Genomic DNA, 26,128 nt, shown 5'->3' with positions numbered 1-26,128 from the left:
TTATTTCCGCCCGTAGCTTTCACGATAAATGCGTTTTTCGTCAAAGCGGTCCACCCTCCCCGACTGCTCCGCGGGATGGCCGACGGCGACGATGGCGAAGGGCACGATGGGTTCGGGGATGGCGAGGACGCGGCGGACGCCGGCGACGCGCTCGGGGACGGGGTGGACGCCGAGCCAGCAGGTGCCGAGGCCGAGGGCGGCGGCGGCGAGGAGGATGTTCTGGGTGGCGGCGGCGCAGTCCTGGACCCAGTATTCGACCGGGTAGCGGCTGCGGGCCTTGTCGGCGCAGACGACGATGGCGACCGGGGCCTGCCTGAGCATTTGGGAGTAGGGGTGGACGCGGGTTATTTCTTCGCGGGTGGCCTGGTCGTGGACGACGATGAATTCCCACGGCTGTTCGTTGCCGGCCGAGGGAGCGGCCATGGCGGCGGCGAGCAGTTTTTCGACCGCGCCGGCGTCGACCGGCTCGTCGGCGTAGCGGCGGATGCTACGGCGGGTGAAGATGGCTTCCATATGATCAGCTCCTTGTTTTTTTCTTGCGATAGGTCCAGGGCCGGAAGGAATTTATTTTGGCGAGGAGGGCGCCGGCGTCGCCGTCGAATGTGATGGCCCGGTCGTCGACGATGACTTTGGCGGGCGGCTTTTCGTCGGTTACGGCGTCGACGACGATGCCGTGCGCGGCCAGCCAGCGCTCGATGGCGGCGATGCCGCCGGGCTGGTAGCAGCGGGATGAGACGATGACGATCCGGTAGTATTTCCTCATATTCGCTATCGCGTCTTTTATCCCCTCCACGGGCGGGTCGGGGATGATGTCCGCTCCCTGCCAGCCGCTGACGTAGCTGTGGATGACGCCGTCGAAGTCGAGGATGACGGTGGGTTTGAAGGGCATGGCTTTTCACCTCGCGAAACATTATTGCCCATTACCGGCCCGGTCATGCGCGGCGGCCGGCGGCGACGGCGGCGGTTTTTTCGCGCCGCTGGGCAAACTAGCTGCGGGAGGTGATTTTTTATGGTCAGCCGCAGCGAAGCGGACGGGCGGCGGAAACCGGCTGTGCGGCCGGACGCCGGCCTTGACGGAGCCGCTGCCTTGGAGGAGGATGTGTACGCCAAACAGGAGAAGCTGTTCACCGCGGGGACGTCGGAGATGCCGTCGTAGCGGATGCCGTAATTTGCCAGGTGATGACGCAGATTAGGCGGCTGCTTTCCGGCGCACACTAACGCCGAGGGGGTTGGTAGGCCGGGAAGGCCGCGGGCCTGACGCGGGGCGGCGCGCGCGCCCCGGAATATCAGCCCCTGCGGATGCGTTGCCTTACCTTGCGAGGGGGTGAGATGTTTGGAGATGAAGTATGACCACGCCGCGCCCGACCCGGCCGCGGACGCCAGCCTGGCCAAGCGCCGGCGTCTGGAGATGCTCGATATCCGCCCGGCGGTGACGGTTTATAAGCACACGGAGGAATAACGGGGGGCCGCCATGATCGAGGCGGCCCCTTTTTTTTGCCGACGGCGTGCGGCTGCCTGTCATCCCACGGATGAAAGGACGGCCGCTATCGCCAATCCGAGGCTGGCGATGACGGCGGGGTCGGGTTGTGCTTTGGCGGCTTCGGCCTCGCTGACTCTTGTTAGAAGATCGAGGGACCGCAAGGCGATAACTTTCCGGGTGAGGTCGTAGTTGTCGAGCTGGTCGGCCAAAAGGTCCGCGGATTGCCGGTTTTTGCCCATGTGCGCTACCTCCGTTTTTTTCCATTGTATGAACTGCGGGGCGCCACTGTGACGGCCGTGGACATGGCCGCCGGCGTCGCGATGGTTGCGGCAGGGGATTTGTGCGCCGAATGCGCGGGTTTCTATTGACTTGTATCCTTCCATGTGATACATTTTTTGTAAGCCATATCAATTTTCTTTTCCTGTTGATGTCTGTGTGTAAACGCAGACCTCTTTTTTTTACCCGGCGGACCGGGAATACTAGGCCAGGGGTGATAAAAATGAGTGATCGTGACCGGAGCGAGTATGTCCGTTTTCCGGAACGGGTGAAGACGGGAGATTCCCTCGGCTCGGCCAAGGAGATGGTGGCGGCGGCGCGGCTGGCTGAGCGGGAGGAGAAACGGCTGGGCGATGAGCCGGCGGCGACGGTGTCGCAGGATGCGTTCGCGGCCGCGGAGGACATAGAGGAATAATAAGGGAACTTGGGTCGGAAGGAATATTGCCTCCTGCCGCTTAAATAGTAGGGTAACGGAACGCGGCAGGAGGTTTTGCGATGTTAAGCGGTATTGCGGTGTCGAAAAAAGGTAAGATCGCCCTGGCGGCCGGGCTGGTTGCCCTGCTCGCCATGGGTTTTTGGTGGAATTCGCTGCTGGCCAAGATGGCGTCCGCCGCCCAGACCCAGCTTGTGGCCAAGGTCAATGAGCAGGTGAACGGTAAGGTGACGGTCGGTAAAATTGAGTTTTCGATTTCCGGGTCGCTGATTATGGATGGCGTTACGGTGAGCGACCGGCAGAATGCGGTGGTGGGCAAGAGCGAACGGATCGCGGTGCGGTTCGGCATCGGCGATGTGCTGGCCGGGCGCGCCGATCTTTCGGCGGTGAAGAGCGTGACGCTGGAAAACGCCGCGATGACGCTGACGAGCGGCAAGGACGGCCGCTGGAACTGGGAGGATCTTATCAAGACAAGCAAGGACCGGGAGATGGCTTTCCGCGGGACGGTGACCGTAAAGCAGGGAACGCTGCTGGCGGGGTCGGCGGGAAACGAGCGCAAGCTGGAGGCGGTGAACGGGACCGTGGATTTCGCCCGCTATCCGGCGCTGGCTTTCGATCTGACGGCGAAGACGGGCAGTACACCGCTGGCGGCAAAGGGGTCGTGGGCCGAGGGCGGCGACGGCGAGGTGACGCTGAAGGCCGACCAGGCGGCGCTGGCCGATCTGCCGCTGGGGCTCATCGGGGCCGGCGATCTGAAGCTGACGGGCGGCACGGCGAAGAATTTGTCGGTGACGGTGAAGCAGAAGACCGGCAAGCTGAGCCTGACCGCCGAGGGAGCGGTGGAGAAGCTGGCGGCGACGGTGGCGGGCTACGCGCTGAGCGAGGGCGCGGGCAAGGTGAGTATGACGGACGGAAAGGTGGCGCTGCAGGAGGCGGCGGTGCTGGTGAACGGCCAAAAGGTGACGGCCGGCGGCATGGTAACGCTGGCCGATGCAGCTCTGGCGCTTGATCTCGAGCTGGCGGCGGCGGCGTTCGATCCCGGGGCGTTCGGCACTACGCCGCTGAAAGGACAGCTGGCGTTTCAGGCGAAGGTTGCGGGGACGACAGCCAACCCGACGACCAGGGGCACGTTCACGCTCAACCAGGGGAGCTTCGGGGCGGTGGCGTTCACGAACGGCCGCGGCAGCTTCACGTATTCCGGCGGGACGTTGACGCTGACTGACACCCATGCGAACGCCTGGGACGGGGCGCTGGCCATCCAGGGCAATATCGTGCCGGCGACGCAGCAGTATAATATGACGGCGAATGGACGCGGCGTGGACGCCGGGCTGCTTTCCGAGAAGGATATCCGCGGCCGGACGGATTTCGACGCCCGGCTGGAGGGCAAGGGCGCGAGCGGCGGTTATGCCGAGGGCAGCTTCAAGATGGGCGATGGGTCGTTTTCGGGTATCCCTTTCCTGTCGATGACCGGCGATTTTGTGAAGCAGGGCGAGCAGATGAATTTCCGCAACGTGATCGTGAATACGGTGGGCGGCTCGTTTTCGGCCGAGGGCCTGACGGATGGTGCGATTGTAAGGCTGCGCCGTACGGGCGACACGACGGTTTCTTCGCCCCGCGAGGCGCTGGAAAAGGCGGTCACGGATAAGGTGGGCGAGAGTCTGCTGAAGAAGTTGCTGCCGGGTAGGTAATAGGCAAGGCCCGCGATTTTTCGCGGGCCTTTGTGTTTGTATTTGGAGTTAGATTTCGCGGAGACCGTGTATCGGCAACCCGAGGAATCAATACAAGTTTATTGCAGCAAGGCCGAGATACTCTTTGAGCGCCAGGACGAGCTGGCCGGCGGCTGCCGGGGTGGGCCAGAGGTCGGTGTAGTGGAACCGGCGGACGACATTGTCCTGGTAGTCGGTGGGGTACGGGAGGACGGCGACGCCGGCTTTGCCGAACTGGCGGACAGCGCGTTCCATGTGGTAGGCGGAGGTGACGAGGATGGGACGAGCGAAGCCGCGCTGCCTGAGGATGGCGGCGGTGTTGCGGGCGTTGTCGCCGGTGTTGAGGCTGGCGGTTTCGGTGATGATTTTGTCGTCCGGGACGCCGAGGGTGAGGAGGATGCTGCGGGCGACTTCGGCTTCGACGCCGCCGGTGGCGAAGACCTGGCCGCCGGATATGATTATGGGAACGCTTAGCTTGTGGTGTAGCTGGAGGCCGGTGAGCAGGCGGTTGGCGGACGAGCCGGAGAGGTGGCCGCGGCCGCCGAGGTTGGGGGTGTCGAGGGTGACGCCGCCGCCGAGGACGACGATGACGTCGCCGCTCACCTGGGCCGGTGGAGTGTGGCAGGTTTCGAGGGAGTTGACGAGGGGGCCGCTGACGAGGGCGATGCTGGTAAGGTAGAGGACGGCGGCGGCGAGGAGGGCGGCGCGGGAAAGGGCGCGGCTGCTGCGGCGCCGCCAGGCGAGGAGGAGCAGGGCGAGGATGAAGAGACCGGGCGGGAAAAGGAAGACTGTATAGAGAAATTTGATGACATACACGGCGGTCAGTCCTTTCCGGCGCCGGCTAGTAGTAATTTCCAAATAATGTAATATTATGCTAGGAATAATTTGTAAATTTCTTCCTATTATGCCGGGTGACGACTGTAAAAACGGCCCCGCCACGGATGGCGGGGGCGCTTGGGATGCGGTATTATTCGCCGGTGATTTCGGAGAAGCCGATGACGGTGACGAGGTCGTCTTCGGTGAGGTTTTTCTGGTAGATTTCCTCGAAGTTGGCGATGAGTTCCTCGACGCTTTTGATGTCGGGGTTTTGGTGGGCGAGGTCGTCTTTGGTGAGTTCGGCGAAGCGCTTGACCTTGACACGGTCGAGGAAGGCGGTGAAGAGTTTGCGCTTGGGGGCGTATTTCTTGCCGACGGTTATCCAGACGACGGAGTTTTCGAGGTAGATGCCGCTGACGTCGTCGAGGCGGATGGTATAGTTTTTCTTGCGCTCGATGAGGAGTTTTTCGTGGAGTGCGGACTGGAAGTTCAGCGCCAGCATTGGTTCTATCCCCTCTCCCTTTTGTGGCGTTTTGTTAACATTATACACTATTTGCCCTGCCAGTAGAAGAGGGAAGCGGTCATTCCGCGCGGCCGTATTTGTTCTGCACCCAGGAGTCCAGCCTGCGGACGTCTTTTTTGCCGGCCGTGGCGCCATAGAGGATGAGGGCGACGATTACGGCGGTGAATAGGTCGATTTCCCTTGTGCCGAGGTAGTTGATTATTCCCATGCCGATCTGGGGGATGACGCCGGTGAGGACGGTGAGAATGACGCCGGCGCGAAAGAGCGCGGTGGACCGCAGGCGGTAACGGGCGTAGAACATGAGGAAGGTGGAAGCCCAGGCGAGGACTTCCAGGACGACGAGAATGGGCCAGCGGTATTCGAGGAAGAGGTCCATAAGGTCAACTCCTGCCGGAACGCAGCTGCGCCGGCATTATAGAAATTTTACTTTCTCGTCGAGGGTCTTGCGGGCAGGTGCCGCGGCGAGGCGTTCAGAATATCCCACACAGATGACGGCGACAGGGTCTTTGTCGTCATCGATTGCAAAGATTTCGCGGATGTCGCTTTTTTCGTAAAGGGAGAACCACAGGGTCGCGAGCCCCTGGTCGTGAGCGGCGAGAAGCATATTCTGGATGGCGGCGCTGCAGGCTTCGAGGTAGCCGGGGCTGGGTTCGTCGAGGAACTGCTCGGCGCCGTTTTTGGACGGGTCGCCGAGAACGACGATGAGGACGGGGGCCTGGAGCAGGAAGTCGATGTTGAAGGTGGGCAGCCACTTCCAGCCGCTGCGGGCGGCGAGCTTGTGCTTGGTTTTTTCCGAGGCGTCTTTGAGCCGGGCGTTGTATTGGGGGTCGGCGGCCACAAGGAATTCCCACGGCTGCTTGTTGGCTGGCGAGGGCGCCACGAGGGCGGCTTCGAGGATGGCGGTCAGTTTTTCCTTTTCGACCGCCCGGCCGGTGAAGCTGCGGCAGCTCCTCCTGCCGGTTATCGCGTCGCGACATTCCATTTTTCTCAACCTCCCGCTGATTTGTCCTGCCTTTATTATAGACTGTTTGCCGTTTATGGCGGAAGGGGTCAGCCGCGAAATTCGATCGCTTCGCCGTCGGGTCCGGTGAAGACGACGCGCCGCCAGCCCTCCTCCCCCGTTTTGCGCGCCGCGGTCGGGTGGGGCTCGGTCTGGACGGGGGCGCCGGCGGCTTTGAGGCGAGCGACGTCGGCATCGAAGTCGTCGCTGGCCAAGCAGAAATGATAGACGGCGCCGCATTTTCCGTGCGGCATGTGGATGAGTTCGAGTACGGAGTCGCCGAGCTCCAGGTAGACGATTTTCTCGATTTCCGGTACGGGGACGTCGTGCTCGAAGTATTGCCTGAAGCCGAGCTGTTCGTAGAAGCGGACCGATTTTTCCCGGTCTTTGACGGTGAAGGCGATGTGATCGATTCTTTTGAACATGGCTATACACCCCCTGGTGTATTTGTTTCCCGGCCTGCCGGTTTTATCCGATACTGCCGGCGTTTATCGGGTTAAGGTTCCCCGCGGGGGAAAAGATATAAAATAGCATGCTATGAGGGGAGGATACTGTGGTGGGTATGACGATGGCGGAGAAGATAATCGCCAGGGCGGCCGGCAGGGAGGCTGTGCGGCCGGGAGAGTTCGTGTGGGCGAATGTGGACACGGCGATGATGGATGACCTGCTCGGCCCGCGGGTGGTGATTGCCGACCATATCAGGAGGATGGGCAACCGTGTCTGGGACAGGGATAAGGTGGTGATCATCTCGGATCATTATTCGCCGGCGGCGACGATCAGCCAGGCCGAGATCCTGCAGTTCACCCGCAATTGGGCGAAGGAGTACGGCATCGGCAGGTATTACGAGGGCCTGGGGCCGTGCCATCAGGTGCTGGCGGAGATGGGGTTCGATATTCCGGGGACGCTGATGGTGGGGACGGATTCGCATACGACGACGGCGGGCGCGTTCGGCTGTTTCGGCACAGGCATCGGCTCGACGGAGATGCTGGGGGTGCTGGTGTCGGGACAGATATGGCTGCGGGTGCCGGAGTCGATGCTGTTGGTTTGGAACGGACGCCTGCCGCCGGGCGTTTACGCGAAGGATCTGATCCTGCGGACGATCAAGGAGATCGGCCAGGCGGGGGCGACTTATAAGGCGATGGAGTTCGCGGGCGAGGCGATAAGCGCGCTGTCGGTGGACGAACGGATGACGATCGCGAATATGGCGGTGGAGGCGGGGGCGAAGGCGGGGCTGATCGCCCCGGACGAGAAGGTGGCGGCGTATCTGGCCGCTATCGGGGCGCGGCCGGGGATACCGCTTTTGAGCGACGCGGACGCGGCGTACGGCGAGCGGTTTACTTTCGACGCTGCGGAGCTTGCGCCACAGATCGCCCTGCCGCATGAGGTGGATAGAGTGGTGGATGTGACGTCGGCGGCGGGCGAGGTTATCCACCAGGCGTATCTGGGGTCGTGTACAAACGGCCGTTTTGCCGATCTGGCGGAGGCGGCGCGGGTGCTGAAGGGCCGCAGGGTGCACCCCGAGGTGCGGCTGCTGGTTTCGGCGGCGTCGCGCTCGATTTACCACCGCGCTATCCGCGAAGGGGTCATCGAGACGCTGTCGGCGGCGGGGGCGATGGTGCTGGCGCCGAGCTGCGGAGCTTGCCTGGGGCTGCACAGCGGCATCCTGGCGCGGGGCGAACGGGCGATTTCGTCGACAAACCGCAATTTCGTCGGCCGGATGGGCCACAAGGAGGCGGAGATCTTCCTGGGGTCGCCGGCGTCAGTGGCGGCGGCGGCGATTGAGGGGCGGATAACCGACCCGCGCAAGTTTTTGCAGGAGGGCTGATATGATGAGTATTGTCAAAGGCAAGGCGCTGAAGTACGGCGATAATATCAACACTGATCTTATTTCCCCGCCCCAGTATCTGGAGAAGTCGCTGGAGGTGGTCGCCCAGCACGCGATGGAGGGGATCGACGAGCGGTTCGGCGCAAAGGTGGCGCCGGGCGATATCCTCGTCGCCGGGGCGAATTTCGGCCCCGGCTCGAGCCGCGAGACGGCGCCGATCGCGCTGAAGATGGCGGGCGTGGGGGCGATCGTGGCGAAGTTTTTCGCCCGCATCTTTTACCGCAATGCAATCAATATCGGTTTGCCGGTGCTGGAGTGCGCGGAGACGGACAGGATCGCGGACGGCGATATCGTGGCGATCGACCTGGGAACGGGGTCGATCACGAATGTGACGAAGGGCGAGACGTACCACGCCGCGCCGCTGTCGGCGCCGGTGATGGATGTGCTGTCCGCCGGCGGGCTGATCGGATTTTTGGAGAAAAAGTACGGGATTGATGTCGATAAGAAAGACCTGGCGTAAACGCCAGGTCTTCTTTCGTTCTTATGGCACTAAGCACGAGGTCGTTCAGAACCTGCCAGATGCAAGGCGCACCGGAAGAGCGCGCCGCGCCGCGTACTCGGATGTACGCAAGCAAGCGCTCTGAGGAGCAACGCCGCAGATGGTAGGTTATCAACGACCGAGTTTAAATGGTCGCGCCGCCGTCGATGGTCAGGATGCCCCCGTTAAAGAAGGCTGCTTCGTCGCAGCAGGCGAAGAGGATGGCGTGGGCGATTTCTTCGGGGGCGCCGAGGCGGCCCATGGGCTGGCGGGCGATGAAGGCGGCTTTGGCGGCCTCGTAGTCGGCGGCGGACCGCATGCGCGCTTCCATCGAGGGGCTGTCGGTGGTGCCGGGGCAGACGACGTTGACGCGGATGTTGTCTTTGATGTAGTCGGCGGCCATGGCTTTGGAGAGGGCGACGACCGCGCCTTTGGAGGCGGCGTAGACGCTGCGCTCGGGGAAGCCTTTGAAGGCGGCGACGGAGGAGACGTTGACGATGACGCCGCCGCCGTTCTTTTTCATTTCCGGTACGGCGTATTTGCACGTGAGGAAGGTGCCCTTGACGTTGACGTCCATGGTGCGGTCGAAGTCTTCCTCGCTCAGGGTGTCGACCCGGCCGCCGATGACGATGCCGGCGACGTTGGCGAGGATGTCGAGTTTGCCGAAGGCGCGGACGGCTTCGTCGACCATCCGTTTGGCGTCGGCGGCGTTGGCGACGTCACCCTGGACGAAGAGGCCGGCGCCGCCGGCTTTTTTGACGAGGGCGAGGGTTTCGGCGCCGCTGGCCGAGACGCTGTTGACGACGACGCTGGCGCCTTCGCAGGCGAAGAGTTCGGCGGCGGCGCGGCCGATGCCGGCGCCGGCGCCGGTGATGAGGACGACTTTACCGGTGAATCGCATATTTTATCACTCCGTTATGTATGTTTGCGGATTGCGACGCTACAGTTGCTTCCCAAAGATGAGGTCGGGAACGAATAGCACTAGCTCGGGGAAGAAGACGCAGGCGAGGGCCACGGCGACGCAGGCGAGGAAGAGCGGCCAGGCTTCTTTGAAGAGAGAGGATATTGAGCATTCGAAGATGGTGCAGACGATATACGTCACCACGCCGACGGGCGGGGTGAGCAGGCCGAAGGTGAGGGTGAGAATCATGATGACGCCGAAGTGGACGAGGTCGATGCCGACTTCTTTGACTACGGGGATGAGGATGGCGGTGAGGAGCAGGATAAGGACGGTGGAGTCCATGAACATGCCGGCGACGAGAAGGAAGACGATGATGATGAGCATTATCACCCACGGGGTGGAGGAAATGCCGAGCATGAATTCGGCGAGCTGCTGGGGAATCTGCTCCCAGGTAAGGCCATAGCTGAAGATGGCCGACATACAGATGAGGAGCATTACCATGCCGATATCGGTGACGGTTTCTTCGAGGGTTTTGAGGAATTTTTTCCAGGTGAGTTCGCGGTAGACGGCGAGGCCGATGATTATCGCGTAGGCGACGGCGAAGGCGCCGGCTTCGGAGGGGGTAAAGAAACCGAACCTGAGGCCGGCAATGAGCAAGATGGGAAACAGGAAGGCCCAGATACATTCCATGAAGGTGGCGAAGCCTTCCTTGAAGGAAACTGGCTGCTGACGCTCGGGCTCATAGCCTTTACGCCGCGCGGTCCAGGAGATGGCGAGCATCATGAGGACGGTCATGAGGAAGCCGGGGACCAGTCCGCCGGCGAACAGGCGGCCGATGGAGACTTCGCCGATGCTGCCGTAAAGGATGAGGCCGATGCCGGGGGGGATCATGGTGACGATGAGGGAGCTGAAGCCGATGACGCCGGCGGCGAAGCCGCGCGAGTAGCCGCGCTCGATCATGCCGGGTCCGAGGACGCGGGCCTGCATGGTGGCGTCGGCGATAGCGGAGCCGGTGATGCCGCCCATCATGGCGGCGAGGACGGTGTTGACCTGGGCGAGGCCGGCGCGCATGTGGCCGGCGAGTACGGCCGAGAGCTTCATCAGCCGGTGGGTGATGCCGGATTCGTTTAAGAGGTTGCCGGCAAACATGAAGAGGGGAATGGCGAGTAGCACGAAGCTCTGCGTCTGGGTGAGGGTGAGCTGTACCGGGATGCTGGACGGCAGGGTGGGCTGCGAGAAGAAGAATACCGTGCCGGCAATGCCGATGGCGAAGCAAACCGGCATGCCCATGAGCATCAGTATGAAAAAGGTGGCGAATACTTCGGTCATGTGTCAATCCTCCTGTCGGCGACAGCGGCTTAGAGAAGCTCTTTGCCGCCTCCGCTGCTCCTGATATTTGCGTAGCCGGCCTTGATTTGCTGCTTGGCCTTGAGGACGGCGGTTATCAGCATGAGCAGCGACCCCAGCGGTACGCTGATGGTGACCCAGGTGTAGCTGAAGCCGGGGATGCCCTGGAAGGCTCTTAGCCTGGTGTCGTAGGAAAGCTGAATGCCGTAGACGATCAGGAAGGCGAGAAAAGCGATGATGATGCCCCAGTTTATAAGTTTTAACCAGTGCTGCACTTTCTTGGGCAGCTTGCCGGTGATGACTTCGATGGCGAACAGTTTGTCGTGGCGCATGGCGGCGTCGCTGCCGAGGAAGACGCACCAGGCAAACAGGAAGGTGGCGGCGTCGACCGCCCATTTGACCGGCATGCCGATCGTTCTGGCGACCGCCGAGAAGAGGACCAGGGCGGACAGGAGCGCGAGGCAGGCCATTGCGATCCGGACTTCAAATTTGATGATGTTTTCGTAAAGCTTTTTCACGACTCAATTCCCCCGCCTTTGCGGCGAAAAGCCAGTTTCCGGCCCCGCCGCGGGCGGCGGGGCCGGATAACCGATCAGTTCGCACCGGATGACTATTTCTTTTTGCCCATTTCCTTGTAGAGCTGATCGCGGACTTCGGTGAGCTTGAGGACTTGGTAGGCGCCTTCGCCGGCTTTCTTGAAGGCGGCGATGTCGACGTCCTTGACGATGGTCATGCCTTTGCCGGTCAGTTCTTTCTGGAGGGCTTCGATTTCTTTCTCCATTACGCGGGAGGTCTCGAGGCCGGCTTTATCGCACTCTTCTACGAGGATTTTCTGGTATTCGGGCGGCAGGGAGTCGAACCATTTTTTGCTGACGACTTCGAAGTTGATGAGGAGGATGTGTTTGGTTTCGCTCATGTATTTGGCGACTTCGAAGAGTTTGGCGCCGGTGACGTTGCGGTAGACGAGGTCGGCGCCGTCGATGGCTTTCTGCTGGGTGGCGATGTAGACTTCACCGAAGGGCAGGGCTACAGGGGTGGCGCCGATGGCACGGATGGATTCCTGCCAGATGGGGACGCCCGGGGTACGGATGCGCAGGCCCTTGAGGTCTTCGGGGGTTTTGATCGGTTTATTTGTTACCATGTGCCTCATACCCTGTACCCAGGTGAAGGACAGGATCTTGATGCCGTGCTTGTCTTCGAGTTCTTTCTGCCAGGCCTTGACGGTGGCGAGTTCGCGGAGTTTGGCGACTTCGTCGATGGAGTCGACGAAGTAGGGGGCGTTCATGACGGCAATGGCGGGCACGTACATGCCGAGGCGGGCGGAGTCGGTGTTCTGGCCGACGTTGGCGCCTTTGCGGATCTGTTCGATGATGTCTTCTTCGACACCGAGCTGGGCGCTGTGGAAGACCTGGATCTCCAGACCGCCGTTGGTGCGTTCCTTAACGGCCTTGGCCCAGTTCTGGAAGCCTTTGTTGAAGGGCTCGGATTCGGCGAGGACGTGGTTGAATTTGAGGACGAATTTTTGCTTGGGAGCTTCCTGTTTGGCCGGCTCGGACTTGCCGCAGGCGGCCACGAGCACCGAGACCATTACCAAAACCATGAGGATACCGATAAGCTTGGCGTACTTTTTCACTAAACTGTTCCCTCCCTCTAAAATTAAATACACCCAGATGCCGGCCGCTGTTTATACCCTCTCCCTCCCTTTTCCTTTCTGCCAGCAGTAAGAGCAATTGGTGCCTACCCTTTTCCGAGGATTCTGTTGACCTTGTTTTTGGCGTTGGTGATGTGGATTGCCACGCAGCGTTTGAGTTCGTCCTCGTCCCCGGCGATGAGGGCGGCGAAGATGGCTTCGTGCTCCTTGACGCCGGCGATGGTTTCTTCTTTGCCCTGCCGCCCGTAGATATAGTAGGAGTATACGTGGGTGCCGAGGGCGTTGAATATCCTCGCCATCCTTTTGTTGCCGGCGCATTTGACGTACAGTTGGTGGAATTCCTGGTCGAGGTAGTAGTTGCGGAAGTAGTCGTTGAGGTCGGCGGCGTTTTCGATGATGCGGGTGTGTTCGACGATGTTGGCGGCGAGTTTTTCGGCGGTGGCGGTGTCGAAGTTGCGGATTATCTGGCTGGCGTAGTAGGTTTCGAACATCAGCCGGATGTCCCACAGTTCTTCGATCTCGTCCCATTTGATATCCCTGACTTTGTGGCCCCGGCGGGGGGTGCTTTCCACAAGGCCTTCGGTTATCAGTCTGTTGAGAGCCTGTTTGATGGGGGTTTCGCTGATGCGGTATCTTTCGTTGAGTTCACGGGTGATGAGTTTTTGGCCGGGGATCAGAACGCCTTCCGCGATGTCTTTCTTGAGCGCTTTGTAAGCCACGTCGACGAGTGTCTGGGTCGGGTAATGCATTGTTTCCAATCCTTAAAGCCTCCTAAACCGTGTCGCTGAGCGCGAGTTTATATAAGAAGTTTAATTTTTAGATTTAAAATCTAAAATGTATTTCGGTGGTTGTTGCCAATTATCCTGCCTATTTCCCTGAATAGTTCCAATTATTGTGCAATGGCGGCGAGGCGAGCGGGCGATTAGACGCAAAAACAGCCCCGGAAGGGGCTGCCTGTGAACCGAAACTATGTTATTCAGCACGGGGCGAGGTGAACACGTACCGGAAGGTGCCGTTGGCGTTCGCCCGCGCTATGACTTCGACGGTTAGGTCAAGTTTGTCTGCGAGATATTCCTCAAGCGGGCCGAAGACGGCCGGCCCAGGGCCGACGACGAACAGACGGACGCTGGCTACAGGCTTGTATTCGACGTTGGTGGAGACCAATCCCATCTGGGTGACGGCGAATTCTTCCCTGAGGTAGGCTTCCATGGTCTTCAGCTGGTCGATGATGTCGGCGTGGGTTTTCATGCCGGGAACTCCTTTCCGCTCCGAAAACGATTAGCCGAGGTAGCCGCTGAGCTTCGCGTGGGCGATGCAGTCTTCTTTGCTGGGATAGCCAGGGGAGTAGCCGACGATTTTGCCGACGAAGGTTGTCCGTTTCCACCGCCACTGCCCTTTCGAGTCCTGATAGAACCACCAGTTGTCTGTGCTTTTCATTATATCCTCCTGTAATGGTCGGTTGCGACGGTAGTCATGTTTATATTTTACACTATTAAAGCGGCGGGGGCAATGTTTTTCCTCGATTAGCAAATCGAGTATTAATTCTTTATATTATTAGGCTTGCCACCGCTAATTCTTACATTTTTTATTCGAAATCCGCCGGCGTTTACCGGCTCGGCGAGGTTGTTTTCCGCCGCGAGGGCGGCGGCGGAAAATTTTTTCTGGTTTTTCCTTGACTATCGCCCAAAATTAGGTTATAGTTTAAGAGCCCATATAATAGGCTAGGGAAGTTTCATTAGTCCTTCTCAAACGGGAAGCCCGATGAGTTCTCAATTATCTATTTGGGTAAAAATTTTGAGGAGGCTATTGATATGAGTCAAGACAAAAACCTTACCTGCCGCGATTGTGGCGCCGAGTTCGTGTTCACCGCTTCGGAGCAAGATTTCTTCGCCGAGAAAGGCTTCACCAACGAGCCGGGCCGTTGCCCCGAGTGCCGTGCAGCCCGCAAGCAGCAGAACCGTGGCATGAGCCGCGGCGGCAGCTACCAACAGCGCGAAATGCACGACGTTACCTGCGCCGCCTGTGGCGTGCAGACCCAGGTTCCTTTCCGTCCGAGCAGCGACCGTCCGGTTTACTGCCGCGACTGCTTCGCCGCCAACAAGCGTTACTAGGATTTCAAAATCCCCCGCCGTTTGGCGGGGGATTTTTAGTTTTTGTAATCTTTTCGGCCGGAGAATTCCCTGCCGCACGGCAGGGAATTCTCTTTTTTCTGCGGGGAATACTAGCGGTACCTACATAGATACAAGAATATAAGGAGGAAGTTAATTTGGATAGATTTAAAGCACTGGGGATAAGCGACAAGATAGCGAGGGCGCTGAACGAGATGGGGTTCGAGGAGCCGACGCCGATCCAGGTGGAAACGATCCCGGTGCTGATGACCGGCCGGGATCTTGTCGGCCAGGCGCAGACGGGGACGGGAAAAACGGCGGCTTTCGGCATTCCGCTGCTGGAGACGGTGGGCCAGAGCGCCGCGCCTCTCCAGGGGATCGTGCTGACGCCGACGCGCGAGCTCGCCATTCAGGTGGCGGAGGAGCTTAATAAGATCGGGCAGTTCACGGCTGCCCACGCGCTGCCGATATACGGCGGCCAGGATATCGGGCGCCAGATCAAGGCGCTGAAAAGAGGGCCGCAGATTATCGTGGCAACGCCGGGACGGCTAATGGACCATATGGATCGGCGGACGATCAGGCTGAACGATACGCGGATGGTGATTCTCGACGAGGCGGACGAGATGCTGAACATGGGCTTTATCGAGGATATCGAGAAGATCCTGGCGACGATCACCGCCGAGCACCAGACGGTTTTATTTTCGGCGACCATGCCCCGGCAGATTCAGAACCTGGCGCAGCGGTTCCAGCGCGATCCGGCGCTGATCAGCGTGAAAAATAAGGAGGTTACCGCGCCGCTGACCGAGCAGCGGTATGTGGAGCTGCACGACCGCGAGAAGTTCGATGTGCTGTGCCGCCTGCTCGATATTCAGGATCCCGAGTTGTCGATCGTTTTCGGGCGGACGAAACGCCGCGTGGACGAGCTGGCCGAGGCGCTGAAGAAGCGCGGTTATTCGGCGGAGGGCATCCACGGCGATTTGACGCAGACGAAGCGGGATATGGTGCTGCGCCAGTTCCGCGAGGGGATAACCGATATTCTGGTGGCGACCGATGTCGCTGCCCGCGGCCTGGATGTGAGCGGCGTGAGCCATGTGTATAATTTCGATATCCCCCAGGACGCGGAGAGTTATGTGCACCGCATCGGCCGCACCGGCCGGGCCGGACAGACGGGGATGGCGGTGACGTTCGTCATCCCCCGCGAGCTCGATCATCTCCGCTCCATCGAGTATACGACGCGGCGCAAGATCGCCAAGATGGCCGTCCCGACGCTTACGGACGCGATGGCGGGCCAGCAGCGCCTGGCTGTTGAGCGGCTGCTGCAGCAGGTGGAGGAAGGCGGCGCCGAGCAGTACCGCGGCCGGGCCGAGGAGCTTTTAGGGGAGCTGGATTCGGTGTCGCTGCTGGCGGCGGCGCTGAAGATGCTGACGAAGGAGCCGGTGACGACGCCGGTGAAGATCACGGAGGAGGCGCCTTTAAGGCCGCGGTATGGCGGCAACCAGCGGCGTTCGGGCGGCGGGTTCGCGCCGCGGGCGAAGGCCGGCCCCGGCGGCTTTATGCCGAAGGTGAAGGCCGGCGCGGGCGGGTTTATGCCGAAGGCAAAGGCCGGCGGCGAGAAGGCGTGGAAGTATTAAAACAACGTATTGCCGCGGCCGTTCAGAAGTGCCCAGATGCAAGGCGCACCGGAGGCTGACACCACCGTTTCCTCCGCGACAATGTTTAGACGCGTTGTTTGCACAGGATCGGTTTAACAGCATCGCGCGTACACGAACGTACGCTGAGGATGGCAGCCGAGGAGCAAGTGCGCTAGTTCTTAGCGCGTAAGCGCTTAGAACTGCGGCCTGCCCCTTGCGGGTACGCCGCAGATGGGCGCTGCTGGACGGCCGACATGAGAAGAACCGCAACCGGGAGGTTGCGGTCCTTTTGTGTTAGCTGAACAGTATCAGGGCGACGAGTTCGAGGGTGGTGTCGCCGGTGTTGGCGATGGCGTGGCTTTCGCCGTCTTTGGTGAGGACGACGTCGCCGGGGCCGACGAGGGTTTCGGCGCCGTTGTCGTTGACGGTGCCCTGGCCGCGGAGGATGTAGTAGACCTCCATTTCGCCGGTATGGGTGTGGAGGCCCAGGGAGCAGCCCGGCTCGAGGGCGGTGATGGAGAATAATCTGCCCTTACCCTGGAAGTCGTCCTTCTCGATTATTCTGGTGAACTTGACCTCGCCGTTGCCGCCGAAGCGGTTGGCAAATACTTCGCTGGGCAGACTCCCGTTGCGTTTGATCATATTATCGCCCTCCCCGGATGTTTTCGCGCTGTTTTATTTCTCCGTCGCGGCGGCTTTTCCTGCTCATAGCGTGTAGCCGAACTGTTTTAGCCACCCGAGGGAGGCCGCGGTGTCGGGGCTGGGGATGTATTCGAGGCCGATGTGGCCTTCATAGCCAAGGGCGTCGAGTTCGGCAAAGATGGCGGGGTAGTCGATTTCCCCCGTGCCCGGCTGGTGACGGCCGGGGTTGTCGGCGATCTGGATATGGCCGATGCGGGCGATATGGCTGCGCAGGGTGCTGATAAGCCCGCCTTCTTCCCGCTGGGCATGGTAGATGTCGTACTGGAGGAAGACGTTGGGCATGGCTACTTCTGCGATGAGTTCTAGTACCTGGGAGGTTTTGTTGAGGAGGAAGCCGGGCATGTCGAAGCGGTTGATGGCTTCGACGACGAGGCTGAGGCCGTTGGCGTGGAAGGCTTCGGCGGCGTAGCGCACGTTGGCGGCGAGCGTCTGCCGGTGCTCGGCTTCGCTGTGGCCTTTTACCATGATGCCGGCCAGGCAGTTGACCCGCGGCACGCCTAAAGCGCAGGCGTATTCGACGGCTTTGCCCACCCCGGCCCGGAATTCCGCACTTCTACCGGGGACGGCGGCAATGCCGCGCTCGCCTGAAGCCCAGTCGCCGGGCGGCAGGTTGAAGAGGACCTGGCTGAGGCCATTGGTCTGGAGGCGCTCTTTGAGGGCGGCCGGGCTGTAGTCGTAGGGGAAGTGGTATTCGACGGCGGTGAAGCCGGCCGCGCGGGCGAGGGCAAAGCGCTCCGGGAACGGGACTTCGGTGAAGAGGAAGCTTAAGTTGGCGGCGAATTTCGGCACGGTACTCCCCCACTTCTGTAGACAGATCAGATTAAACTATATGGGCATCCGCAGGGTCGAAGGCAAGTTTTACGGTATCGCTTTCGGGGGCAAAGGCGCGCGGTACGCGGGCGCAGAGGGTTAGTTCGCCGGCGCGGACGAACAGTTTGCCGGCGCCGATGCCGGGCAACAGGCGCTGGACGCGGCCTTCGACGGCGACCCACGGCACGGTGGAGGCGGCGAGGCGGTCGTCCCAGAGTTGGAGGGCGTCGCCGGGGAGGCAGCAGGCGGAGACCGGCCCGCTGACGGCGGCGGGATAAGGGAAGCGCAGGCCGCCGGCGAGGGTGACGCAGGTCTCTTCTCCCACCCTTTCGAGCCGGCAGGGGAGGATGTTGTCCATGCCGACGAGGCGGGCGATCTGTTCGTTGGCGGGGCGGCGCAGGACGGTTTCCGGCCTGTCGTCCTGGACGATGCGGCCGGCTTCCATGACGACGGCCCGTTCGGCGAAGTGGAGGACGTCGGCGAAGCTGTGGCTGACGAGGATGACGGTCATGCCTCTTGTTTCGGCCAGGTGGCGGATTTCGCCGATGAGTTCGTTCCTGGTCGCCGGGTCGAGGGCGGAGAAGGGTTCGTCGAGGAGGAGGAGGTCGGGGTCGACGGCGAGGGCACGGGCGAGCGAGACGCGCTGGGCTTCGCCGCCGGACAGGGATCTGGCCCGCCGTTCTCCGAGATGGTCGCAGCGGAAGTCGGCGAGGGCGCGGCGGACGCGGGCTGTGATGTCATGAGGCCCGATTCCCCTGATTTTGAGAGGCCAGGCGACGTTGGCGAAGACGGTGTCGTCGAGGAGGAGGGCGTCCTGGAAGAGCATGGCGCAGCGGCGGCGCAGGGCGGTTTTGTCGGCGCGGCGGGCGTCCTGCCCGAAGAGGGCGATGGCACCGCGGTGGGGATGGAGAAGGTTTATGACCTGGAGGAGGGTGCTTTTGCCGGCGCCGTTGGGGCCGACGAGGGCGACGAGTTCGCCGCGGCTGACGGCGAGGCGGTCGATGTCGAGGACGCGTTTGCGGGGGCCGCGGTCGAAGGTGACGTTTTCAAGGGAAACGAGGATTTCGGTCATCGCCCTTCCCCCTTTCCGCTGTGCTGGAGGTATGTGAGCAGAGCGACGACGCTGTAGGCGACGAAGAGAAGGACGAAGGCGATGGCGATGGCGATGTCGTAGTTGCCTTTGCCGACTTCCATGACGGTGGCGGTGGTGAGGACTCTGGTCTGGCCTTTGATGTTGCCGCCGACCATCATCGAGGCGCCGACTTCGGAGACGACGCCGCCGAAGCCGGCGATGACGGCGGCCATGAGGCCGAGTTTTGCTTCGCGGATGAGCTGCCAGTTGACCTGCCAGCCGGTCGCTCCGAGGGAGAGGAGCTGAAGGCGGAGTTTGGGGCTCAAGCTGCCGATGGCGGCGAAGGAGAGGCCGGCGATGATGGGGCTGGCGATGACGGCCTGGGCGATGATGATGGCCCAGGGGGTGTACATGAGGCCGAGGGCGCCGAGGGGACCGTAGCGCCACAGGAGCAGGCTGACGAACAGGCCGACGACGACCGGCGGCAGGCCCATGGAGAAGTTGACGAGGCTGACGAGGAGGCGTTTGCCGGGGAATTCCCTGAGGGCCAGCCACAGGCCGACCGGCAGGCCGATGAGGACGCTGATGACGGTCGCCAATCCCGATACCCTGAGGGTGAGGAAGATGACGTCATATAGTTCGCTGTCGCCGCCCGCGAGCAGGGAGAAGGCCTGCCCGAGGCCCTGCCAGATGTCGTGCATAGGCGCTCCTTGGTGTTGTCTTTGTTGTTCCGGCGGTCTGCCGGGGCCTGTAGGGAAAACTCAGGCTGGCTAGAAAGGTCCAGATGCAAGGCGCACCGCAGGCTGACACCGGAAGCGTACACGAACGTACGCTGAGGATGGCAGCCGAGGAGCAAGTGCGCCACTCTTGGCGCTTCAGCGCTTAGAGGGGCGGCCTGCCCCTTGCGGGTACGCCGCAGATGGGCCTTTATCGACAGCCGGGGCCGGCGGTCAGCCGAGGGTGAAGATTTCGAAGAGGTTAAGCTCGGTGTCGAAGTAGAGCAGTTGGCGGCTTAGCGGCCGGCCGACGCCGGTGAGGAGTTTGACGACTTCCTGCACCTGGAGCGAGGCGGCGAGGGCCGGGGTGGCGGCCGGGTTGCCGAGGGCGTTTTCGATGCCTTTGGCCTGGCCGGCGCACAGTTTGTAGATTCTGTCGAGTCCGGGGTCGCCGGGGAGGATGGTGGCGATCTGGCCGGTGAAGCCGGCGATGGCGCCATGGACGAGGGGGATGCCGAGGTCGCGGGCGGTTTGGCCGAGCAGCAGCCGGGTGGCGATGTTGTCGAGGGCGTCGACGACGATGTCGATGCCGGCGAGGAGGCCGGCGGCGTTGTCGGCGTCGAGCATGCGGGGCACGGCGTCGACGGCGACGTCGCTGTTGATGGCCGCGACCCGCGCGGCGGCGGCGATTGCTTTATTCGCGCCGAGGTTGTTTTCGGCGGCCAGGAGCTGGCGGTTGAGGTTGTGGGCGGCGAAGGCGTCGCCGTCGATGACTTTGAGGTACCCTATCCCCTGCCTGGCAAGCAGTTCGACGATGGTGCCGCCGAGGCCGCCGGCGCCGACGACGGCGACTTTGGCTTCAAGCAGGCGCGCCTGGCCGGCGGCGCCGATGGTGCCGATGTTGCGCAGGTAGCGTTCGGGCACCTGGCCGGCGGCGAGCATGGCGAGCGTTTCTGCGCGGCCCATGTCAGCCACCGCCCAGCGGCGGGAAGAGGCCGAGGCGGTCGCCGTCCCTTAGTGTCTGGCCGAGTTCGGCGGCAACGCCGTTGACCATTATCATGCGGACATCGGCGGGGTCGATTTTGATGAGGCCCAGCACCTGGGCGACGGTGGCGCCGTCGGGGATGTCGAGGGGGACGACGCCGTCGGGCGAGGCCGGGACCGCCTGGCGCAGGGTGGCGTATAGACGTATTTCGAGCCGCATGGCTATTCTCCTTCGCCAGGCAGTTTGCGTTTGAAGCCGAGCAGCACGCGGTACGGGCCGGGGATGCCTGGCGGCGCGAGGGCCACGCGGTCGCCGGGGTTGACGACGGCGACGGGCGGCAGGGAGACTTTGCCGTTGATGAAGATGCCTTCGACTTGCTCGACGGGGATGTCGAGCATGGCGAGGAGTTCGTAGCCGCTGGTGGGGCCGTCGAGGCCGACCTGGCGGGGGTTGTCCCAGCCGCGTTCGCGGAAGGTGTCGGCGAGGCCCATGAAGGCCCTGAGCTCGATTGTGCCTGTCATCAGTATCCCTCCTTGGGTTATCGGCGGTCCGGCACTCCGCCGGCGCCGGCGGCGATTATCCGGCCTGCGCCCTCCAGGTCGTAGCCGCCGAGGGCTTCGATCTCGCGGCGGAATTCATCGCTGCGCAGGATGTCGATGATGTACTGGCCGCGCGCGTCGTCGGCGGCGAAGTTGAGGATGAGGTCGTATTGTTCCTGGGCGACGGGGATGAAGTCGAGGCCGAGGGCGAGGGCGGCTGCCTGGACGCCGAGGCCGGCGTCGGCCGCGCCGGCGGCGACTGAGGCCGCGACGGCCATGTGGGTGCCGACTTCTTTTTCGTAGCCGGCGATCGCCTCCGGGTCGATGCCGGCCTGGCCGAGGCGGTAGTCGAGCAGCATGCGCGTGCCTGAGCCGCGCTGCCTGTTGACGAAGACGACGCCGGGGCCGGCGAGGTCGGCGAGGTCGGTTATGCCCCGCGGGTTGCCGGCGGGGACGATGAGGCCCTGCTGGCGCATGGCCATGTGGACTAGCCGCCAGTCGCCGCCGGGAAGGAATTTTGCGACCTGGGAGATGTTGTATTCCCCGGTGGCGGCGTCGAGGAGGTGGATGCCGGCGATATGGGCTTCGTTGTTGCGGATGGCCATCATGCCGCCCATGCTGCCGACGTTGGCGCAGGCGAGGGAGAGGTTGCCCGACCGGCGGCGGAGGTGGACGCCGAGGATGTCGAGGGCCATGTCGTGGCTGCCGACGGCCAGGATGGTGTCGGCGGCCCGGACGCGGCCGAGCGGCGTCACGGGCAGGACGGCGCCGGCGGCGAGGCCGGTGCTGGCTTCGTCGACGACGATGAGGCCCTGGGCTTTTGTAAGGGAGGATATGAGGCCGGCGCCCCGCGCCTGGGGAGCGGCGACCGTTTTGCCGCGTATGCTGCCGAGCGATACTCTGATGTATTCTTCGACGCCGATGGCGGAGGCGACTTGTTTGACGAGGGCGGCTTCGACGGGGGTCGGCTCGGGGACGGGCAGTTTCTGCCGGGCGAGCAGGATGTCGCGGACGAAAAGTTCGGCGGTGAGCATGGCGGAGACGGGGTAGCCGGGCAGGCCGATCACCGGTTTGCCCTGGCAGAGGGCGAGGACGACGGGTTTGCCGGGTTTGATGGCTACGCCGTGGACGAGGACTTCGCCCAGCTCGGCGAGGACGTCGGCGGTGTAGTCTTCGCGGCCGGCGGAGGTGCCGGCGTTGATGACGACCATGTCGCAGGTCTGGAGGCTGGCGAAGACGGTTTGTTTGATGGCCTGGCCGTTGTCGCGGACGATGGGCAGGCGGACGGGCTCGCCGCCCCAGGAGAGGACGGCGGCCGCAAGCATGTGGGAGTTGACGTCGAGGATGGCGCCGGGCCTGAGTTCGGCGCTGGTGGCGACGAGTTCGTCGCCGGTGGGTATTACGGCGACGCGGGGTTTTCTGACGACTTCGATCGTTTCCAGGCCGGCGGCGAGCAGGGCGGCGATGTCGACCGGGGTGATGACGCGGTGTTCGGGGACGACCATCTCCTGGGCGACGATGTCTTCGCCGATGATGCGGACGTGCTGCCAGGGAGAGGCGGCGGCGGTGATCTCGGCCGCAGCGCCGTCGATGTGGACATCTTCGATCATTATGACGGCGTTTGTGCCGGCCGGCATGGCGTCGCCGGTGTCGACCATGTAGCAGCCGCCGGGTGCGAAGGGCTTGGCGGCGCTGAGCAGGGTGAGGCGGCGAGGGGCGGTCTCTTGGGCGCCGAAGGTGTCGGGGGCCCAGACGGCGATGCCGTCCATGGCGGCGCCGTTGTAGTGGGGCACGGAGTTTTTGGCGTAGACCGAGGAGGCGGTGACTCTGCCGAGGGCGGCGTCAACGGCGATTGTTTCGGTGGGTGGCGCGGCGAAGCAGCCGCCGGCTTCGAGGCTTTGCCGCCAGAGTTCCTGCGCCTGCCGGCGCGATAGGCAGTTGAGGTAGGCTTTGTTTTTGCGCATGTTCCCTCCCGGTTACTCCGCGGTCCGGATGAGCGTCACTTCGACGGCGTCGCCGCCGTAGAGGCCGCTCTTGTCGGCCGGGATATGGATAACGCCGTCGGCTTGGGCGATGGTGCTGATGAGCCCCGATTTGCCGAGGATGGGTTCGGCGCTGTATTGTCCGTGTTGTTTGTCGAGGCGGACGTTGACGAAGTCGTCGCGTCCGGGCGAGGAGGCGATGTTGCGGGCGAGGCTGGCGGGAAGGCCCGGCGGGCCGCCGCCAGTGCGGCCGAGGAGCAGGTGGACGGCCGGTTTGACGAGCTGATCGCAGACGGTCATGGCGGCCACGGGGTGGCCGGGGAGGCCGAAGACGGGTACGCTGCCGACCATGCCGAAGACGGTGGGGCGGCCGGGTTTGACGGCGACGCCGTGGATGAGGACGCCGGGCGCGCCTAATGAGCCGATGGCTTTGACGGTGTAGTCGCGCGCCCCGACGGAGCTGCCGCCGGAGATGACGACCATGCGGTGGGCGGCGACGGCCTGGGAGAGGACGGCAAGAAAGTCTTCGTAGTTGTCTTTTACGATGCCCAGCCGGACGACGCGGCAACCGGCCTGGGTGAGCATGGCGGCGAGGGCGTAGGAGTTGACGTCTCTTATCTGGCCGCCGGCGGGGGCGCAGTGGATGTCGACGAGTTCGTCGCCGCTGGAGATGACGGCTACGGCCGGCTGCTCGCGGACGGGAACGCGGGCGATGCCGCAGGCGGCGAGAATGCCGATGTGCTGGGGGGCGATGAGCTGGCCGGCGACGAGGATGACGGCGCCGGCGGCGATGTCTTCGCCTCTGGCGACGACGTTTTCGCCGGGGACGGCGACTTTGAGGATGAGCAGGGTGTCGGCGTCGGGCCGGTCGGTGTGCTCGACCATGACGACGGCGTCGGCGCCGGGCGGCAGCATACCGCCGGTGGGGATGGCCACGGCCTGGCCGGGGCGAAGGGCGGCGTCGGCCGCGTCGCCCATGGCGATTTCGCCGACGACGGCGAGGAGGGCGGGAACGGTTTCGCTCGCGCCGAAGGTGTCGGCGCTGCGGACGGCAAAGCCGTCGACGCTGGAGCGGCTGAAGGGGGGCTGGTCTTCAAGGGCTGCGATGTCAGCGGCGGCCACCCGGCCGAGGGCAGCGGGCAGATCGACGGTTTCCCGGCCGGTTTCGAGCCCCGCCAGGCTGGCGGCGATTTTTTCGCGCGCTGCGGCGAGCGGCATGTATTGGAAAAAGTCCACGGCTGACTCACCCCGTCATTGTCTTATTTAGAAACGACCCGGCCGGGGTTAACCCGGCCAGGTCGGTCTCCGCGTTTATTGTCAGAAGTTGAATACGGTGTCGAGGTCTTTTTTGGGGATGTCGAAGACGACGTTGTGGGGCGGCAGCGGCTCTTTGCGGAAGAACTCGGGCAGGTCGTCGTCGCCCGCGCCGATGCCGGCGCCGGCGTTGAAGGCGCGCTCGTCGCGCAGCACTTGTTTGCCCATTTCGAGGTAGTCGCCGGCGGTCTTGTTCCAGCCGAAGCGGGCGTTGCACATTTCGACGATGCCGTCGAGGGCTTCGGGGATGTCGAGGACGGCGAAGGCTACGAACAGGCAGAGGGCGGTGCTGTCGATGAAGGCGGTCGCGATCTGGAGGTTGCGGGACAGGTCGACCTGGCCTTCGGGTTTGAGCGGGTCGACTTTGCCGCCGACGCTGAGGATGTTGGCGGTGACGGAGTAGCCGGCGGTGTGGTCGGCGCCCATGGTGGTGGTGGCGTAGGTGACGCCGACGCCTTTGACGGCGCGCGGGTCGTAGGCGGGGATGGCCTGGCCCTTGACGGTGGGCACGCGGCGCACGCCGTAGGTTTTGCCGGTCAGTTCGGCGCCGCCGCCGAGGATGCGGCCGAGCGGGGTGGCTTTGCCGACTTCTTTGATGAGCTCGATGGCCGCCTTGCCGTCGCCGAATTTGGCTACGCCGCCTTCCATGGCCACGCCGATGGTTACGCCCATTTCGATGGTGTCGACGCCGATGTCGTCGCACAGTCTGTTCATGATGGCGATGTCGTCGAGGTTGTCGACGCCGAGGTCGGCGCCGAGCGACCAGCAGCTTTCGTATTCAAGGCCGCCGGTGACGACTTCGCCTTTTTTGTTTTTGTAGATGTTGGAGCAGCGGATGATGCAGCCGGGCGAGCAGGCGTGACCGGTTTTGCCGCCGCGCTCTTTGGCGGTGGCGTTGAGCGTCTCGCCGCCGATGTTGTTGGCGCCTTCGAAGCGGCCGCTGCTGAAGTTGCGGGTGGGCAGGCCGCCGGCTTCGCTGAGGATGTTGACGAGGACGTCGGTGCCGTAGGTGGGCAGGCCCTGACTGGTGACGGGGTGGGTCAGGAGGGCGTTGGCCAGTTTTTTGGCGCCGGCCCGGAAGGCGGCTTCGTCGGCGAAGGGGACCATTTTGGTGCCGCTGTCGTCGGCGACGATGGCTTTAACGTTTTTGCTGCCCATGACGGCGCCGAGGCCGCCGCGGCCGGCCTGGCGCGTGGGGGCGCCTTCCATGTCGGTGAAGCCGACGCAGGCCGAGGCCATTTTGTTTTCGCCGGCGGTGCCGATACAGCCGATGGCGACTTTTTCGCCGTATTTCTGCTGGAGTTTGGCGACGGTGTCGTAGATGTCGAGGCCTTTGAGTTCGGGCATTTCCTCGACGACGAGGCCGGCGGCCGATACTTTGAGGACATAGGCGGTGTCTTTGGAGGCAAGGCCTTCGACGATGATGCCGCGGATGCCGAGGCGGCCGAGTTTGTTGCCCATGGCGCCGCCGACGTTGCTTTCCTTGATGGTGCCGGTCAGCGGGCTTTTGGCGCCGAGCGACATGCGGCCGGCGTTGGGGGCGCCGGTGCCCGAAAGCAGGCCGGTGACGAAGACGAGTTTGTTGCTGGCTCCCAGCGGGTGGGCCTGGGGATCTACTTCGGCGCTGACGATGCGGGAACTGAGGGCCCTGCCGCCCAGCCCCTCGTATTGCGCGCCGTCGTCTTTGCTCACCGCCAGGGTGGCCATGTTGACCCGGTAAAACATGCAATCTCCTCCTTGTTGATTACCTTAACTCCGCGTGTTGGCTAACGC

Annotated in this window: 33 protein-coding genes; 8 read left to right on the top strand and 25 right to left on the bottom strand. The window is 62.9% G+C overall.

Translation table 11 applies throughout. The features are described from left to right. Entirely contained in the window at positions 1-513 is a 513-nt protein-coding gene (locus RIN56_09595) for a nitroreductase family protein (GenBank protein MDR7867065.1), read from the bottom strand. Positions 514-517: 4 nt separating this feature from the next. Continuing rightward, the gene (locus RIN56_09590; GenBank protein ID MDR7867064.1) at positions 518-889 is read right to left on the bottom strand and encodes a hypothetical protein; all 372 of its coding nucleotides are present in this window, start codon (positions 887-889) and stop codon (positions 518-520) included. 120 nt (positions 890-1,009) lie between these two features. Between RIN56_09590 and RIN56_09585 the strand changes: the two genes are divergently transcribed. Both RIN56_09585 and RIN56_09580 read left to right on the top strand, forming a co-directional pair. After that, positions 1,010-1,156: a hypothetical protein gene (locus RIN56_09585; protein ID MDR7867063.1), complete on the top strand. Its 147-nt coding sequence runs from the start codon at positions 1,010-1,012 to the stop codon at positions 1,154-1,156. 177 nt (positions 1,157-1,333) lie between these two features. After that, positions 1,334-1,459 carry a hypothetical protein gene (locus RIN56_09580; protein ID MDR7867062.1) on the top strand — a complete coding sequence of 42 codons (126 nt, stop codon included), beginning with the start codon at positions 1,334-1,336 and terminating at the stop codon, positions 1,457-1,459. Positions 1,460-1,518: 59 nt separating this feature from the next. Here RIN56_09580 and RIN56_09575 read toward each other — a convergent pair whose 3' ends face one another. Then, complete coding sequence (locus tag RIN56_09575) at positions 1,519-1,719, bottom strand: hypothetical protein (protein MDR7867061.1); 201 nt, start codon at positions 1,717-1,719, stop codon at positions 1,519-1,521. A gap of 260 nt (positions 1,720-1,979) precedes the next feature. Here RIN56_09575 and RIN56_09570 point away from each other — a divergent pair, with 260 nt between their 5' ends. Both RIN56_09570 and RIN56_09565 read left to right on the top strand, forming a co-directional pair. Then, on the top strand, positions 1,980-2,171 hold the full coding sequence (locus tag RIN56_09570; GenBank protein ID MDR7867060.1) for a hypothetical protein: 192 nt from the start codon (positions 1,980-1,982) through the stop codon (positions 2,169-2,171). Positions 2,172-2,251: 80 nt separating this feature from the next. Further along, positions 2,252-3,877 carry a hypothetical protein gene (locus tag RIN56_09565; protein MDR7867059.1) on the top strand — a complete coding sequence of 542 codons (1,626 nt, stop codon included), beginning with the start codon at positions 2,252-2,254 and terminating at the stop codon, positions 3,875-3,877. An 87-nt stretch (positions 3,878-3,964) separates the two neighbouring features. Here RIN56_09565 and RIN56_09560 read toward each other — a convergent pair whose 3' ends face one another. The 5 genes from RIN56_09560 to RIN56_09540 all read right to left on the bottom strand — a co-directional run bounded on the left by RIN56_09560 (position 3,965) and on the right by RIN56_09540 (position 6,659). Next, the gene (locus RIN56_09560; protein ID MDR7867058.1) at positions 3,965-4,711 is read right to left on the bottom strand and encodes a YdcF family protein; all 747 of its coding nucleotides are present in this window, start codon (positions 4,709-4,711) and stop codon (positions 3,965-3,967) included. Positions 4,712-4,862: 151 nt separating this feature from the next. Continuing rightward, entirely contained in the window at positions 4,863-5,213 is a 351-nt protein-coding gene (locus RIN56_09555) for an ASCH domain-containing protein (GenBank protein MDR7867057.1), read from the bottom strand. Positions 5,214-5,292: 79 nt separating this feature from the next. Continuing rightward, the gene (locus tag RIN56_09550) at positions 5,293-5,610 is read right to left on the bottom strand and encodes a hypothetical protein (GenBank protein ID MDR7867056.1); all 318 of its coding nucleotides are present in this window, start codon (positions 5,608-5,610) and stop codon (positions 5,293-5,295) included. A 36-nt stretch (positions 5,611-5,646) separates the two neighbouring features. Then, positions 5,647-6,216, bottom strand: a complete 570-nt coding sequence (locus RIN56_09545) for a nitroreductase family protein (GenBank protein ID MDR7867055.1) — start codon at positions 6,214-6,216, stop codon at positions 5,647-5,649. A 68-nt stretch (positions 6,217-6,284) separates the two neighbouring features. Further along, positions 6,285-6,659, bottom strand: a complete 375-nt coding sequence (locus RIN56_09540; GenBank protein MDR7867054.1) for a VOC family protein — start codon at positions 6,657-6,659, stop codon at positions 6,285-6,287. Positions 6,660-6,796: 137 nt separating this feature from the next. Here RIN56_09540 and RIN56_09535 point away from each other — a divergent pair, with 137 nt between their 5' ends. Together RIN56_09535 and RIN56_09530 are read left to right on the top strand one after the other, a co-directional pair. Continuing rightward, positions 6,797-8,059 carry a 3-isopropylmalate dehydratase large subunit gene (locus RIN56_09535; GenBank protein MDR7867053.1) on the top strand — a complete coding sequence of 421 codons (1,263 nt, stop codon included), beginning with the start codon at positions 6,797-6,799 and terminating at the stop codon, positions 8,057-8,059. A 1-nt stretch (position 8,060) separates the two neighbouring features. Next, on the top strand, positions 8,061-8,579 hold the full coding sequence (locus tag RIN56_09530; GenBank protein ID MDR7867052.1) for a 3-isopropylmalate dehydratase: 519 nt from the start codon (positions 8,061-8,063) through the stop codon (positions 8,577-8,579). A 163-nt stretch (positions 8,580-8,742) separates the two neighbouring features. Here RIN56_09530 and RIN56_09525 read toward each other — a convergent pair whose 3' ends face one another. From RIN56_09525 to RIN56_09495, 7 genes are all read right to left on the bottom strand, one after another. Continuing rightward, positions 8,743-9,498, bottom strand: a complete 756-nt coding sequence (locus RIN56_09525; protein MDR7867051.1) for a glucose 1-dehydrogenase — start codon at positions 9,496-9,498, stop codon at positions 8,743-8,745. Positions 9,499-9,537: 39 nt separating this feature from the next. After that, a complete protein-coding gene (locus RIN56_09520; GenBank protein MDR7867050.1) occupies positions 9,538-10,827 on the bottom strand; it encodes a TRAP transporter large permease in 1,290 nt (429 codons plus the stop codon). A 29-nt stretch (positions 10,828-10,856) separates the two neighbouring features. After that, positions 10,857-11,363, bottom strand: coding sequence for a TRAP transporter small permease (locus RIN56_09515; GenBank protein MDR7867049.1), 507 nt, complete (start codon positions 11,361-11,363; stop codon positions 10,857-10,859). Between the two features lie 92 nt (positions 11,364-11,455). Further along, positions 11,456-12,478, bottom strand: a complete 1,023-nt coding sequence (locus RIN56_09510; GenBank protein ID MDR7867048.1) for a C4-dicarboxylate TRAP transporter substrate-binding protein — start codon at positions 12,476-12,478, stop codon at positions 11,456-11,458. A gap of 104 nt (positions 12,479-12,582) precedes the next feature. Continuing rightward, positions 12,583-13,245 (bottom strand): GntR family transcriptional regulator, encoded by a 663-nt coding sequence (locus tag RIN56_09505; GenBank protein ID MDR7867047.1) that lies wholly within the window; start codon positions 13,243-13,245, stop codon positions 12,583-12,585. Between the two features lie 223 nt (positions 13,246-13,468). Then, positions 13,469-13,744, bottom strand: coding sequence for a hypothetical protein (locus tag RIN56_09500; protein MDR7867046.1), 276 nt, complete (start codon positions 13,742-13,744; stop codon positions 13,469-13,471). A gap of 30 nt (positions 13,745-13,774) precedes the next feature. Then, positions 13,775-13,933: a hypothetical protein gene (locus RIN56_09495; protein MDR7867045.1), complete on the bottom strand. Its 159-nt coding sequence runs from the start codon at positions 13,931-13,933 to the stop codon at positions 13,775-13,777. Between the two features lie 374 nt (positions 13,934-14,307). Here RIN56_09495 and RIN56_09490 point away from each other — a divergent pair, with 374 nt between their 5' ends. Next, positions 14,308-14,607: a zinc-ribbon domain containing protein gene (locus RIN56_09490; GenBank protein ID MDR7867044.1), complete on the top strand. Its 300-nt coding sequence runs from the start codon at positions 14,308-14,310 to the stop codon at positions 14,605-14,607. A gap of 155 nt (positions 14,608-14,762) precedes the next feature. Next, positions 14,763-16,235 (top strand): DEAD/DEAH box helicase, encoded by a 1,473-nt coding sequence (locus RIN56_09485; GenBank protein MDR7867043.1) that lies wholly within the window; start codon positions 14,763-14,765, stop codon positions 16,233-16,235. Between the two features lie 294 nt (positions 16,236-16,529). Here the strand turns inward: RIN56_09485 and RIN56_09480 are convergent, their stop codons facing one another. From RIN56_09480 to RIN56_09435, 10 genes are all read right to left on the bottom strand, one after another. Beyond that, entirely contained in the window at positions 16,530-16,877 is a 348-nt protein-coding gene (locus RIN56_09480; protein MDR7867042.1) for a cupin domain-containing protein, read from the bottom strand. A 63-nt stretch (positions 16,878-16,940) separates the two neighbouring features. Next, the gene (gene hyi, locus RIN56_09475; protein MDR7867041.1) at positions 16,941-17,726 is read right to left on the bottom strand and encodes a hydroxypyruvate isomerase; all 786 of its coding nucleotides are present in this window, start codon (positions 17,724-17,726) and stop codon (positions 16,941-16,943) included. 31 nt (positions 17,727-17,757) lie between these two features. Then, positions 17,758-18,819, bottom strand: coding sequence for an ABC transporter ATP-binding protein (locus tag RIN56_09470; protein ID MDR7867040.1), 1,062 nt, complete (start codon positions 18,817-18,819; stop codon positions 17,758-17,760). Continuing rightward, a complete protein-coding gene (locus RIN56_09465; GenBank protein ID MDR7867039.1) occupies positions 18,816-19,520 on the bottom strand; it encodes an ABC transporter permease in 705 nt (234 codons plus the stop codon). Before RIN56_09465 ends, RIN56_09470 begins: the two co-directional genes overlap by 4 nt. Positions 19,521-19,769: 249 nt before the next feature. Further along, positions 19,770-20,501: a HesA/MoeB/ThiF family protein gene (locus RIN56_09460; protein MDR7867038.1), complete on the bottom strand. Its 732-nt coding sequence runs from the start codon at positions 20,499-20,501 to the stop codon at positions 19,770-19,772. A 1-nt stretch (position 20,502) separates the two neighbouring features. After that, positions 20,503-20,739, bottom strand: coding sequence for a MoaD/ThiS family protein (locus RIN56_09455; GenBank protein ID MDR7867037.1), 237 nt, complete (start codon positions 20,737-20,739; stop codon positions 20,503-20,505). Between the two features lie 2 nt (positions 20,740-20,741). Beyond that, positions 20,742-21,041, bottom strand: coding sequence for a MoaD/ThiS family protein (locus tag RIN56_09450; protein MDR7867036.1), 300 nt, complete (start codon positions 21,039-21,041; stop codon positions 20,742-20,744). Positions 21,042-21,058: 17 nt separating this feature from the next. After that, positions 21,059-23,023, bottom strand: coding sequence for a molybdopterin biosynthesis protein (locus RIN56_09445; GenBank protein MDR7867035.1), 1,965 nt, complete (start codon positions 23,021-23,023; stop codon positions 21,059-21,061). A 12-nt stretch (positions 23,024-23,035) separates the two neighbouring features. Next, a complete protein-coding gene (locus RIN56_09440) occupies positions 23,036-24,277 on the bottom strand; it encodes a molybdopterin molybdotransferase MoeA (protein MDR7867034.1) in 1,242 nt (413 codons plus the stop codon). Positions 24,278-24,358: 81 nt separating this feature from the next. After that, positions 24,359-26,080: an aldehyde ferredoxin oxidoreductase C-terminal domain-containing protein gene (locus RIN56_09435; protein MDR7867033.1), complete on the bottom strand. Its 1,722-nt coding sequence runs from the start codon at positions 26,078-26,080 to the stop codon at positions 24,359-24,361. Positions 26,081-26,128: the final 48 nt, after the last annotated feature.

Source organism: Sporomusaceae bacterium (genome assembly GCA_031460455.1).
Taxonomy (GTDB): domain Bacteria; phylum Bacillota; class Negativicutes; order Sporomusales; family UBA7701; genus Anaeroselena.
This window is presented reverse-complemented; position numbering and strand designations above follow the sequence as displayed.